Source organism: Pseudomonas arsenicoxydans, from assembly GCF_900103875.1.
GTDB lineage: Bacteria > Pseudomonadota > Gammaproteobacteria > Pseudomonadales > Pseudomonadaceae > Aquipseudomonas > Aquipseudomonas arsenicoxydans.
Window position 1 is genome coordinate 466,115 of the sequence record NZ_LT629705.1, and the last position, 13,120, is coordinate 479,234.

Genomic DNA, 13,120 nt, shown 5'->3' on the forward strand with positions numbered 1-13,120 from the left:
CCACATTTTTCTTCTGCGACCACACAATTTGTGCACAACAGAATCACTGTGGGAGCGGGCTTGCCCGCGATGGCGTCAGCTCTAAAACACACTAAGCCCTGAACTGCCCCAGGCTCGCCTTCAACTGCGCCGCCAAGCCATCCAGCACTTTGCCGCTGGCCGTGGTTTCCACCACCGCCTGCGCCGCTTTCTCAGCTTGAGCGTGAATAGTCTCCACCCGACCCCGTACAGCCTGCGCGCCTTGCGCCTGATGCGCCGCGGCTTGAGTCGCCAGACCTATCGCCGCATGCACCTGCTCGACCGACGCCTGCACCGATTGCTGCAACCGCGCACTGTCACGCAGCACCAGCAAACCTTCACTGGCCTGACGCCCGGCTTGGCCAATCGCTGCCACCGCCTCACGCGCGCCTTGCTGCAAGGCCACGATGTGCGCCTGGATGTCACCGGTGGAGCTCTGGGTCTTGCTCGCCAGCGCCCGCACTTCATCCGCCACCACCGCAAAGCCACGACCGGTTTCACCCGCTCGCGCCGCTTCGATGGCGGCGTTCAGCGCCAGCAAGTTGGTCTGCTCGGCGATCCCGTGGATCACCGTCAACACCACTTCAATCTGCTCACTCTGCTGGGCCAGCCGCTCGATGACTTTCGCCCCGGTATCGACCTGACCAGCCAACGCCTCGATCAGGCTGCCGACCTTCGCCGACGTCCGGGTGTTTTCATCCGTGGCCGAACGAATGTCCACCACTTGCTGCAAGGCCGCCTGCATCGCATGGCTTTCAGACTGGGCTTCATCAGCCATTTGCGACAACGCGCGCAAGCTCTCGGCCACTTCATCGCGCTGCATGCCGGCCGCTTTATCGGCACCGGCATTGCGCAGGGTCATGGCGCCAATTTCGACGCCGGTGCGCTGAGCCACATCGCCCGCTTCGCGCACGATCGGCTGCAACTTGTCCACGAAGCGATTGACCGCCGAGGCCATGTCGCCGATTTCGTCCATGCTGTTGATTTGCACACGCTTGGTCAGGTCGCCCTCGCCCGCCGCCAGATCATCCATGGCGCTGATCAGCATCTTCAAGCGATTGACCACTCGACGCCCCAGCACCACCGCCAGCAACAGCAGCACGCCGCATCCGACCAGTGCCAGGCCCATGCCGATGCGCCAGCGCAAAGTGCCCGCCGCTTGCTGCACGGTGCTGGTGGTATTGGCCTGCATTTCAGAGGCCGTGGACTGCGCCGACTTCAGACGCGCGCCCATCGCTGCGGCACTATCAGCCGCCGCGCCTTTGAGGCTATCGCCGACCAGTTGATCACTGCTGGCGATCAGCGCGGTGAAGCGCTTGTCCAGGGCAGCCAGATCGACTTCCACCGAAGCGGTAGAGACACCCATCAAGACCTTGCCGATTTCCACGCCATTGGGGCTGATCGAGGCTTCGATGTAGTAGACCGACGGATCGCTCTTCGCCGCATCCAGCACTTTGTCCAAGGCGCGCTCGCCTTGGCCTTTCTCCAGCAACGCTTTGTTGATCGGGTTCTCGCGATTCAAATAGCGTGTCAGGTGCTGGCCGGTGGCGTCGTCGTAGATTACGAACAACACGTTCGGATTGCGCTGGGCCCGGCGGGCGAATTCGGACAGGGTTGGAACGTCGCTGTCCCACATGGCGCGGGGTGCGACCGAGGCCAGAAGCTGCGCCATATCATTGGCGGAGTCCTTCAGGTCTTTTTCCAGTGTCCCACGCAATTGCGCCTGCTCGTCCTTCAGACGCGAGGACAGGCCGGCGGTGAGTCGCTGACGGGTATTGGTCGACAGGCTGTCCAGGCTCGACGTGACTTCACGCCCCGCTTGCTCCAGCTCACCGGAGAGTTTTTGACTGTCAGCACCCAGGCGCACGCCTAGATCGGCCTCCAGCGCGGTGACTGTGCTCCGCGTCAGAGCGACGGCAACCAGCACTTGCACCAAAAGGGCGATACCAAGGGTAACGAACACGGGCCGCAGAAGACGGCTTTGTAACAGTGAGAGAATGGCTGACACGGGATTATCCCTCTGCTTTGACGCCATTAAATTGATGGCACGCCAGAAGGCATAATTACAGCAAAGGTCGTGCCGCCCAACAGGCATAAACGACAAAGGCCCCGATTAAGGGGCCTTTGTGTTTTACATCAACGACTTATTAAGCGAACGGGTGACGCAGAACGATGGTTTCGTTGCGGTCCGGGCCCGTCGAAATAATGTCAATCGGCGCACCGACCAACTCTTCAACGCGTTTGATGTAGTTGCGAGCAGCTTGCGGCAGCTCTTCCAGCGTCTTGGCACCGACGGTGGATTCGGTCCAGCCTGGCATCTCTTCGTACACCGGCTCCAGGCCGATGTAGCTGTCGGCATCAGTCGGTGCGTCGATCACTGCACCATCCTGGTTCTTGTAGCCAACACAGATGTTGATGGTTTCCAGGCCGTCCAGCACGTCCAGCTTGGTCAGGCACAGGCCCGAGATGCTGTTGACGTCGATGGCGCGACGCAGGATGACAGCATCGAACCAGCCGCAACGACGGGCACGGCCGGTGGTAGCACCGAACTCGTGGCCACGCTTGGCCAGGAACGCACCCACGTCGTCGAACAGCTCGGTCGGGAAAGGACCCGAACCGACGCGAGTGGTGTAGGCCTTGGTGATGCCCAGGATGTAATCCAGGTACATCGGGCCAAAACCCGAACCGGTGGCGATACCGCCTGCGGTGGTGTTGGAGCTGGTGACGTACGGGTAGGTACCGTGGTCGATGTCCAGCAGGGAGCCTTGGGCACCTTCGAACATGATGTCTTTGCCAGCGCGACGCAGCTCGTGCAGCTCAGCGGTGACGTCGAGCATCATCGGCTTGAGCAGCTCGGCGTATTCCATGCACTCATCAAGAGTTTTCTGGAAGTCGATGGCCGGTTCTTTGTAGTAATTGACCAGCACGAAGTTGTGGTAATCCAGCAACTCGCCCAGCTTGGCGGCGAAACGCTCACGGTGGAACAGGTCACCGATGCGCAGACCGCGACGTGCAACCTTGTCTTCGTACGCCGGGCCGATGCCACGACCGGTAGTACCGATCTTCAGCTCGCCACGGGCCTTTTCACGGGCCTGGTCCAGCGCGACGTGATAGGACAGGATCAGCGGGCAGGACGGGCTGATACGCAGACGCTCACGCACCGGTACGCCTTTCTCTTCCAGCTTGATGATTTCCCGCAGCAGAGCGTCGGGTGCAACCACCACGCCGTTACCGATCAGGCACTGAACGCCTTCGCGCAGCACGCCCGACGGGATCAGGTGCAAGACGGTTTTCTCGCCGTCGATCACCAGCGTGTGACCAGCGTTGTGGCCACCCTGGTAGCGCACTACGGCGGCAGCATGTTCGGTCAGCAGATCAACGATCTTGCCTTTGCCCTCATCACCCCATTGGGTGCCCAGGACTACGACATTCTTACCCATAACACTTGTCCTCATTCGCGCAAACTTGGTGCCGGCGGCGAGCCGGCAGGAAAACTCAAGAAGCCAGCGGCAATACTTGCCAAAGCCCGTTCTGCTGAATCAATTGCCGGTCGCAGTCCGCTTCACGGGCGGCGGCCAAAGGTTGCCCAGGCAATGCCTGAACGACACGCTGACCCTCACTGCGCAACTGGCAAACCTGCTGCCAGAGTGCCGCATCCGTACTGTCAGGCATCCAGATACCGCCAGACGGTAACTTGATCTCAGCACGCCCCAGGGTCACCAGGGTTTTTAAATCGGTGGAAAATCCGGTGGCCGGACGCGCGCGACCGAAGTCGGCGCCGATGTCGTCGTAACGACCGCCCTGGGCAATGGACTGGCCAACACCCGGCACGAACACCGCGAACACCACACCGGTATGGTAGTGATAACCGCGCAACTCACCGAGGTCGAAATACAGCGGTAACTCAGGGAAGCGCACGGAAAGACGCTCGGCAATCGCCAGCAAATCATCCAGCGCCGCCAACACCGGTGCCGGCGCACCCGCCAGACGCTCGCGGGCAGCGCTCAATACTTCACGACCGCCACACAGATCGACCAACGCTCGCAGCATGCCCGACAGATCGGCCGGCAAGCCTTCGGTCAAGGTAATGACCTCGTCGATGGCTTTACGTTGCAACGCATCGAACAACTGCTGTTCGACCTCACCGGACAAACCGGCGGCGCGGGCCAGGCCGCGGTAGATACCCACATGACCGAGGTCCATGTGCACATCCGGCACATCGGCCAGTTGCAACATGGCCAGCATCAGGCTGATGACTTCCACGTCGCTGCTCGGACTGGCATCGCCGTACAACTCGGCGCCCAGTTGAATCGGGCTGCGCGAGGACGACAAGGCACGCGGCTGAGCATGCAACACGCTACCGGCATAGCACAGGCGACTCGGGCCTTCGCGACGCAGGGTGTGCGCATCGATGCGCGCCACTTGCGGCGTGATGTCGGCACGGAAACCCATCTGCCGGCCCGATTGCGGGTCAATGACCTTGAAGGTACGCAGATCGAGGTCCGAACCCGCACCGGTCAGCAGGGATTCCAGGTACTCGATATGGGGAGTCACGACAAACTCGTAACCCCAGCTCTGGAACAGATCCAACACCTGACGACGCGCGACTTCAATACGCGCGGCTTCTGGTGGCAGTACTTCTTCGATGCCATCTGGCAGCAGCCAGCGGTCTACCGTTGCCATTACGCCATTCCCCTATGATCCGGGCGGCAAGCCGTTGGGCGAGCCTTGAGTGAAGCAGAAAATGAGCGGCTCATGTGCAAACAACGCGCATAAACAACGTGGCGAAAAGCCTGGAACCGGCTTCGCCCACCACTTTCCTCGAAAAACCTGTCGTGCCTGCATAAAAACAGCAATCAAACGTGCAGACGCAAAAAAGCCGGGAATTTCCCGGCTGCCGCATCATACACACGTTTTCCCAAAGGATCACCCCGCCCGAGGCTTTAGCCGCCAGGCGGGGGATGATTCAGGTCAACGTCGTATCAAGGCTTGGCTTTTTCCAGGTAACGGAAGAAGTCACTGCTTGGGTCCAGGACCATGACGTCGGATTTGTTCGCGAAGCTTTCACGGTAGGCGCGCAGGCTACGATAGAAACCGTAGAACTCCTGATCCTGGCCGTAGGCCTTGGAGTAGATTGCAGCGGCCTGGGCATCACCGTCACCGCGAACCTCTTCGGATTCACGATAGGCTTCAGCCAGCAGCACGCGGCGTTGACGATCGGCGTCGGCACGGATGCCTTCTGCCAGCTCGTTACCCTTGGCGCGGTGCTCGCGAGCTTCACGCTCACGCTCGGAACTCATGCGCTCGAACACGCTGCGGTTCACTTCCTTCGGCAGGTCGATAGCCTTGACCCGGACATCGACTACTTCGATGCCCAACTCTTTTTCCGCCATCTTGTTCAACGATGCGGTGATATCGGTCATCAGCGCATCGCGCTCACCGGATACCACTTCATGCAGGGTGCGCTTGCCGAACTGGTCACGCAGGCCCGATTCAAGACGACGGGAAAGACGCTCGTCAGCAATCTGCTTGAGGCCGGAAGTCGCGGTGTAGAAGCGCTCGGCATCTTTCACGCGCCACTTGGCGTAGGCATCAACCATGACGGCTTTCTTTTCCAGCGTCAGGAAGCGTTGTGTCGGTGCATCCAGGGTCATCAGACGTGCGTCGAATTTACGCACCTGGTTAACGTAAGGCACTTTCACGTGCAAGCCTGGTTGAACGTCAGCCTGAACCACACGACCGAACTGCAGCAGCACCGCACGCTCGGTCTGAGCCACGATGTAGAAGCAGTTCCAGGCTGCGATCGCCACGACGACGCCGACAATAAGGGCGATCAGCGATTTATTGCTCATCAGCGACTCTCCCTGGTACGTGTCTGCTGTTGCTGCAGATCAGCTGCCGCACGCGCATTCGCTTCATTGCCGGTAGCTGCCGCACCGGTCACCGGAGTGCTGGTGTTGCGACCACTTTCGACCATCTTGTCCAGCGGCAAGTACAGCAGATTGCTCTGGCCATTCTTGTTGCCGGTCACGAGAACCTTGCTGGTGTTGCTGAAGACTTCCTGCATGGTGTCCAGGTACAGACGCTCACGGGTGACTTCAGGGGCCTTGCGATACTCGGCCACCAACTTGGTAAAGCGATCCGCTTCACCCTTGGCGCGCGATACCGTTTCGTCACGGTAACCGTTGGCATCTTCAAGGATGCGCTGGGCCTGACCACGAGCTTCCGGCACGACACCGTTGGCATAGGTTTCAGCCTGGTTACGGGAACGCTGCTCGTCTTCACGGGCACGGATCACGTCATCGAAGGCTTCCTGCACTTCACGCGGTGCAGCTGCGCTCTGTACGTTTACCTGGGTGACAGTGATGCCGGTGCGATAGGTATCCATGAAGCGTTGCAGACGCTCCTTGATTTCGCTGGCCATCAATTCACGACCTTCGGTCAGCACCTGGTCCATCGCCGTGGAACCCACGACATGGCGCAAGGCACTTTCGGTCGCGTGCTGCAGGCTGATTTCCGGCTGATCGACGCTCAGCACGAAATCCTGCAGGTTGCTGATCTTGTACTGCACGGTCAACGGCACTTCGACGATGTTCTCGTCCTCAGTCAGCATTTGGCCCTGCTTGGTATAGGCACGCTCACGCGTGACGTTTTCCAGGTACTTGTGATCGATCGGCGGGAAGTAGATGTTCAAGCCCGGGCCGACAGTCTCGTAGTACTTGCCGAAGCGCAGCACCACGGCTTGCTCCTGCTCGTCGACTACATAGACTGCGCTGTACAGCCAAATAGCCGCCAGCACGACAAGGCCGATGCCGAGCAGGCCGCCGAAGCCACCACTCCTGCCCGGACCACCGCCGTCATCACCGCGTTTCTTACCACCACCGAACAACCCGTTCAGGCTTTCCTGCAGCTTTCGGAAGGCCTCGTCGAGATCCGGTGGTCCCTTGCGGTCGCCGTTATTGCGGCGCTTGCCACCCCAAGGATCCTGATTATTCGAGTTGCCACCCGGCTCATTCCAAGCCATAGCGCTCTCCATCTGATAAAGCAAAGACGCACCCACGGCGCGCCGACCAATGCTACAGAATGCCTGTCACCACGGCACAACCGCTTTCTCAGGCTTTTATTGCAAAGTGTGTTGCTCGATGAAGTCCATCGGCTGCAATCCTTCGCGGCTCACCAGTCGATTCAACTCGACTCGTGGCAAACGAACGGCCAGCAGGCAGATGCCTTCTTCGTCGTGTTCTTCTTTCTGTACCGCACCGGCTTCGAAAAACTGCGCACGCAGTCGAGCAAAACGTTGCGGCAAGCGCAAGGTACCAACAAACAATTCATTGCCGAGCAGTTCGGCCACGGCCTGCTTGAGCAGGTCCAGACCTGTACCGTCCTTGGCCGACAACCAGACCCGCACCGGCTTGCCATCGGCATCGCGCTGGATTTGCGGCTCAACGCCTTCAAGCAAATCGAGTTTGTTGTATACCTCAAGGATCGGCAAGTCCTGGGCACCGATCTCGCCCAGCACCACCATCACCTGCTCGATCTGCAACATGCGATCCGGTTCGGCCGCATCGATCACGTGCAGCAACAGGTCTGAGTTGCTCGACTCTTCGAGCGTAGACCGAAATGCCTCGACCAGTTTGTGGGGCAAGTGACGTATGAAACCCACAGTGTCGGCCAGGACAATCGGCCCCAGGTCGTCGATCTCCAGACGGCGCAAGGTCGGGTCCAGCGTGGCAAACAACTGGTCAGCCGCATACACGTCGGATTTCGTCACGTTATTGAAGAGCGTGGATTTGCCGGCGTTGGTGTACCCCACCAGGGACACGGTAGGAATATCCGCACGCGAACGGCCGCGTCGCGACTGTTCACGCTGACTGCGCACTTTTTCCAGCCGGCTCTTGATCTGTTTCAGGCGAACCCGCAGCAAACGGCGGTCGGTTTCCAGCTGGGTTTCACCCGGGCCCCGCATACCGATACCGCCACCCTGACGCTCAAGGTGAGTCCAGCCACGAACCAGCCGCGTGCTCATGTGGTCAAGCTGGGCCAGTTCTACCTGGAGCTTGCCTTCATGGGTACGGGCGCGCTGGGCGAAAATATCGAGAATCAGACCGGTACGGTCGATCACGCGACACTCGAAAACACGTTCGAGGTTACGTTCCTGACTGGGCGTGAGGATGTGATTGAAGATGACCAGATCTGCCTTTTCGGCATGGACCAGGTCGCGCAGTTCCTCGACCTTGCCGCTGCCAATCAGGAATTTGGCGGTTGGCCGATGACGCGGCACGTTAAAAAACGCAACGGTCTCGGCGCCGGCCGAATTAGCCAACTCCTGAAACTCCTGCGGATCTTCGCGCGCCTCAGGGTCCTGTCCATCCAAGTGAACGAGGATCACTCGCTCACCACCACCGTGGCGCTCAAAGAACAAAGGAGACTCCTATCAGGCGTTACCTGGCTCAGCGTCACCTGCTTCGGATTCGGTTGCGCTAGGCAGACGAATTGGACGAACCGGCACCACTGTAGAGATAGCGTGTTTGTAAACCATCTGGCTGACGGTGTTTTTCAGCAGGATAACGAACTGGTCGAAAGACTCGATCGTGCCTTGCAGTTTGATCCCGTTGACCAGGTAGATGGACACCCCAACTTTCTCTTTACGTAAAGTATTCAAGTAAGGGTCTTGTAGCGAATGCCCTTTTGACATGTGCCGCACTCCTTTAAGGATTCAATATAAAAAATAGGTAAACAGATGGCTTGTGGCCGTCACACCCCCAAGGATAGACGGCAATTGCAAGGACTCAGCTCAATATGGAGATGGTCCCCAGGTATTTCAAGGCGCGCGGCAGATTGTCGCAATCCAGGCTGTCCAACCAGTGTAAATCAGCCCAGCTGCGCAGCCAGGTGAACTGGCGCTTTGCCAATTGGCGCGTGGCAATGATTCCACGCTCCTGCATCTCGGCTTGCGTCAGCTTGCCATCCAGGTAGTCCCAGACTTGTCGGTAGCCTACCGCACGTATAGACGGCAACCCTGAATGCAGGTCACTGCGTTTACGCAGGGCTACGACCTCGTCAATGAATCCCTGTTCCAACATGTTCGTGAATCTTTGTTTAATTCGTTCGTGCAGTACTTGGCGATTTGCCGGAGCAATGGCCAAGTTCGCGACAGTATAGGGCAATTGTTGCAGTCCCGAAGCGGCTGCTTCAGTACTTTGCGCAGATTGTCGCAACCTGAGCTCAGTCATGCTCTGACCGCTGACGCGATAAACTTCCAGCGCTCGACTGAGCCGCTGGGGATCGTTCGGATGAATGCGCGCGGCAGATACCGGGTCGATGGCCGCCAATTGTTCGTGCAGCGCAGGCCAGCCAAGGCGTACAGCCTCTTCTTCGATCTGCGCCCGGACATCGGGATCAGCCGCCGGCATGTCCGCCAGGCCTTCGACCAAAGCCTTGTAATAGAGCATTGTGCCGCCTACCAGCAGCGGAATCTTACCCCGCGCGGTGATCTCGGCCATCGCTTCCAGCGCATCACGACGAAAATCCGCCGCCGAATAGCTTTCTGCCGGGTCGAGAATATCGATCAGACGGTGTGGGAATTCAGACAGCAGTTCTTTGGAAGGCTTGGCGGTACCGATGTCCATGCCACGGTAAACCAGCGCTGAATCGACACTGATCAGCTCGCAAGGCAGGACTTTGGTGAGTTCGATGGCCAGGTCGGTCTTGCCGGCGGCGGTCGGGCCCATCAGGAAAATCGCAGGAGGGAGCTGGCTCATCAACGACCGCGCAAAAACAGTTTGTCCAGATCGTCCAGGCCCAGTTGGGTCCAGGTCGGTCGGCCATGGTTGCATTGACCGCTGCGCTCGGTGTTTTCCATGTCGCGCAGCAGACCGTTCATTTCCGGCAGCGCCAGGCGCCGATTCGCCCGAATCGCGCCGTGACAGGCCATCGTGCCAAGCAGTTCGTTCAGGTGTGCCTGAATCCGGTCGCTGGTGCCGTATTCCATCAAATCCGCCAGGACATCGCTAACCAGTCGGTTGGCCTCGGCCTGTTTCAGCAACGCGGGGATTTGCCGGATGGCCAGTGTTTCCGGGCCCAGGCGCTGCAGTTCAAAGCCCAGGCGCTGGAACCAGGCGACGTTTTCTTCGGCGCAATCGGCCTCTCGCTGGCTGACCGCCAGGGATTCCGGCACCAGCAATGGCTGGCCACTCAACCCTTCGCTGGCCATGGCGACTTTCAGGCGCTCGTACATGATCCGCTCATGGGCGGCGTGCATGTCCACCAGCACCAGGCCCTGGGCGTTTTCCGAAAGTATGTAGATGCCTTTGAGCTGCGCCAGCGCATAACCCAGCGGCGGAATATCGTCCTGTCCGGCCGGTAATGCGACGGCGTTGGCTTCTGGCAGCGGTGCAAAAAATTCGCGGTACGCAGCCTGCGCTTCAGCCACTGGCACACCGGACTGAGGCCGCGGTGTGTATTGATATTGATAACCCGCGCCTGCGCCCGAGCCGGCCGGCGCATTGAACGACGGCTGCGCCTGAGGCTGCTCCAGCAAGGCATTGGCCGCCAGGCGCATTTCGCCCTGTGGACCGAATTCGCCAGCGTCAATGCCAGTCGGTCGCACAATGGCGGTCGCCACCGGACTGGCCAAATGATCTTCCGGCCGCACATCGCCCAAGGCACGGTGCAAGGTGCCATAAAGGAAATCGTGGACCATGCGTCCGTCACGGAAGCGCACTTCGTGTTTGGTCGGGTGGACGTTGACGTCAACACCCGCCGGATCGACCTCGAAAAACAGCACAAATGTCGGGTGCCGGCCGTTGAACAGCACGTCGCGATAGGCCTGGCGTACGGCGTGGGCCACCAGCTTGTCGCGGACCGCACGGCCATTGACGAAGAAATACTGCAAGTCCGCCTGACTGCGGTTGAACGTCGGCAACCCGACCCACCCCCAAAGATGCAAGCCATTGCGCTCGATTTCAATCGGCAGCGCCTGCTCGAGGAAGCCGGAACCGCAGATGGCCGCCACTCGCCGGGCACGGGCCGCGTCGTCATGGGCTTCGTGCAGGCTGAGGATGGTCTTGCCGTTGTGGCGCAAATGGAACGCCACGTCGAAACGCGCCAACGCCAAGCGCTTGATCACTTCTTGCAGGTGATCGAATTCGGTTTTTTCAGTCTTGAGGAATTTGCGCCGCGCCGGGGTGTTGAAAAACAAGTCGCGCACTTCGACCGAGGTGCCCACCGGATGGGCTGCCGGTTGCACACGAGGTGCCATGTCCCGGCCTTCGGTTTCGACCTGCCAGGCCTGATCGGCATCCTTGGTGCGGGACGTCAGGGTCAGGCGCGCCACGGAGCTGATCGAAGCGAGGGCTTCACCGCGAAACCCGAGGCTCATGACTTGCTCGAGGTCTTCGAGGTTACGAATCTTGCTGGTGGCGTGTCGCGCCAGGGCCAACGGCAAATCATCGGCAGAAATGCCACTGCCATCGTCGCGAACCCGCAGCAACTTGACGCCGCCCTGCTCCACGTCCACATCGATGCGCCGGGCACCGGAGTCGAGGCTGTTTTCCAACAACTCCTTGATCACCGAGGCCGGGCGCTCAACCACCTCACCGGCAGCAATCTGGTTCGCCAGTCGTGGGCTGAGCAGCTCGATACGAGCTGCCTGGGTCACCACCTGATTCATTCCTTGGCCGCCAGTTCGGTGCCGGGAATGGTCAAGGTCTGACCGATTTTCAGCTCATCGCTTTGCAGGTTGTTGGCGCTGCGCAATGTGGCCGGCGATACCTGATAGCGCACCGCGATCATCGCCAGCGTCTCGCCCGGGCTCACCCGGTGGTCGCGAGGGCCTTGCACGATTTTCCCGGAGTCACGCAGCCAGGCGATGTAAGTACCCGGCGGAGGATTCTGCTGGAAGAACTGACGCACGCCACTGCTGATCGAACGCGCCAGCGCCTGCTGGTGATTCGCTGCCGCCAGCTTGGACGCTTCGTTGGCATTGGAGATGAACCCGGTTTCGACCAGGATCGATGGAATGTCCGGTGACTTCAGCACCATGAACCCGGCTTGTTCCACGCGCTGCTTGTGCAACGGCGTGACCCGACCGATGTTGCTCAGAACTTTCTGGCCAACGTTCAGACTGGAGGTCAGGGAGGCGGTCATCGACAGGTCGAGCAATACGCCCGCAAGCATGCGGTCCTTGTCGTCGAGGCTGACGTTGCCGGCGCCGCCGATCAAGTCGGAACGGTTTTCGCTGTCGGCCAGCCAACGGGCGGTCTCCGACGTTGCGCCGCGATCGGACAAGGCGAACACCGATGCACCAAAAGCAGCAGCCGAAGGCGCGGCGTCGGCGTGGATCGATACGAACAGGTCGGCGCCCTTCTTGCGGGCAATTTCAGTACGGCCGCGCAATGGAATGAAGTAGTCACCGGTACGGGTCAGTTCTGCGCGGAAACCTTTCATGCCGTTGACCTGACGCTGCAATTCGCGGGCGATGGCCAATACCACGTCTTTTTCCTTCTGGCCGCGAGAGCCTGAGGCCCCCGGGTCTTCACCACCGTGGCCGGCGTCGATCACCACCATGATGTCGCGCTTGCCAGCCGGTGCGGGCGGCAGCTTCACTGCCGGTTCCACCGGAGTCACCGGAGTCACCGGAACCGGCGCTACTGTCGCAACGTTGGTCGGCACGGGAATCGGCGCGGCGGCCTCGGCGCTATCGAACAGGTCGACTACCAGGCGATTACCGTATTGGGCGTTTGGCGCCAAGGTAAAACTTTTCGGGGTGACGGCTTTTTTCAGGTCAATGACCACCCGCAGGTCCGTCGGCGTGCGCTGGGCGGAACGCATGGCGGTGATCGGGGTGTTCGAGGTGTTGAGCTTCAGCGGCGCAGCAAGGGTCGCGCCATTGATATCGATGACCAGCCGGTCCGGGGCGCTCAAAGTGAATACGCTGTGTTGCACCGGCCCAGTCAGGTCGAACACCAACCGTGTGTTGTCCGGAGCCCGCCACAGGCGAACGCTATTGACCTTTGTCTCGGCCACAGCGTCGACGGTCACCGCCAAAAACAACACTCCTACGGCAGCTACCATCGCGCGAAAGCGCATACCTAACCCCATC

10 protein-coding genes are annotated in these 13,120 nt (G+C 60.0%); all 10 read right to left on the reverse strand.

What is annotated here, in order from left to right; all coding sequences use genetic code 11:
• Positions 1 to 91: 91 nt before the first annotated feature.
• The gene (locus BLQ41_RS02100) at positions 92 to 2,026 is read right to left on the reverse strand and encodes a methyl-accepting chemotaxis protein (protein WP_090176244.1); all 1,935 of its coding nucleotides are present in this window, start codon (positions 2,024 to 2,026) and stop codon (positions 92 to 94) included.
• Positions 2,027 to 2,165: 139 nt separating this feature from the next.
• Positions 2,166 to 3,458 carry an adenylosuccinate synthase gene (locus BLQ41_RS02105; protein WP_010464193.1) on the reverse strand — a complete coding sequence of 431 codons (1,293 nt, stop codon included), beginning with the start codon at positions 3,456 to 3,458 and terminating at the stop codon, positions 2,166 to 2,168.
• 55 nt (positions 3,459 to 3,513) lie between these two features.
• On the reverse strand, positions 3,514 to 4,701 hold the full coding sequence (locus BLQ41_RS02110; RefSeq protein WP_090176247.1) for an ATP phosphoribosyltransferase regulatory subunit: 1,188 nt from the start codon (positions 4,699 to 4,701) through the stop codon (positions 3,514 to 3,516).
• A gap of 299 nt (positions 4,702 to 5,000) precedes the next feature.
• Positions 5,001 to 5,870 carry a protease modulator HflC gene (gene hflC, locus BLQ41_RS02115; RefSeq protein WP_059405812.1) on the reverse strand — a complete coding sequence of 290 codons (870 nt, stop codon included), beginning with the start codon at positions 5,868 to 5,870 and terminating at the stop codon, positions 5,001 to 5,003.
• Complete coding sequence (gene hflK, locus BLQ41_RS02120) at positions 5,870 to 7,042, reverse strand: FtsH protease activity modulator HflK (RefSeq protein ID WP_090176249.1); 1,173 nt, start codon at positions 7,040 to 7,042, stop codon at positions 5,870 to 5,872. Before hflK ends, hflC begins: the two co-directional genes overlap by 1 nt.
• A 96-nt stretch (positions 7,043 to 7,138) precedes the next feature.
• On the reverse strand, positions 7,139 to 8,440 hold the full coding sequence (gene hflX / locus BLQ41_RS02125; RefSeq protein WP_090176252.1) for a ribosome rescue GTPase HflX: 1,302 nt from the start codon (positions 8,438 to 8,440) through the stop codon (positions 7,139 to 7,141).
• A gap of 12 nt (positions 8,441 to 8,452) precedes the next feature.
• Positions 8,453 to 8,713: an RNA chaperone Hfq gene (gene hfq / locus BLQ41_RS02130; protein WP_007902656.1), complete on the reverse strand. Its 261-nt coding sequence runs from the start codon at positions 8,711 to 8,713 to the stop codon at positions 8,453 to 8,455.
• Between the two features lie 94 nt (positions 8,714 to 8,807).
• Positions 8,808 to 9,779: a tRNA (adenosine(37)-N6)-dimethylallyltransferase MiaA gene (miaA, locus tag BLQ41_RS02135; RefSeq protein ID WP_090176255.1), complete on the reverse strand. Its 972-nt coding sequence runs from the start codon at positions 9,777 to 9,779 to the stop codon at positions 8,808 to 8,810.
• Positions 9,779 to 11,677 (reverse strand): DNA mismatch repair endonuclease MutL, encoded by a 1,899-nt coding sequence (gene mutL / locus BLQ41_RS02140; RefSeq protein ID WP_167360519.1) that lies wholly within the window; start codon positions 11,675 to 11,677, stop codon positions 9,779 to 9,781. Before mutL ends, miaA begins: the two co-directional genes overlap by 1 nt.
• Before the next feature lie 8 nt (positions 11,678 to 11,685).
• Positions 11,686 to 13,119 carry an N-acetylmuramoyl-L-alanine amidase gene (locus tag BLQ41_RS02145; protein ID WP_197678931.1) on the reverse strand — a complete coding sequence of 478 codons (1,434 nt, stop codon included), beginning with the start codon at positions 13,117 to 13,119 and terminating at the stop codon, positions 11,686 to 11,688.
• Position 13,120: the final 1 nt, after the last annotated feature.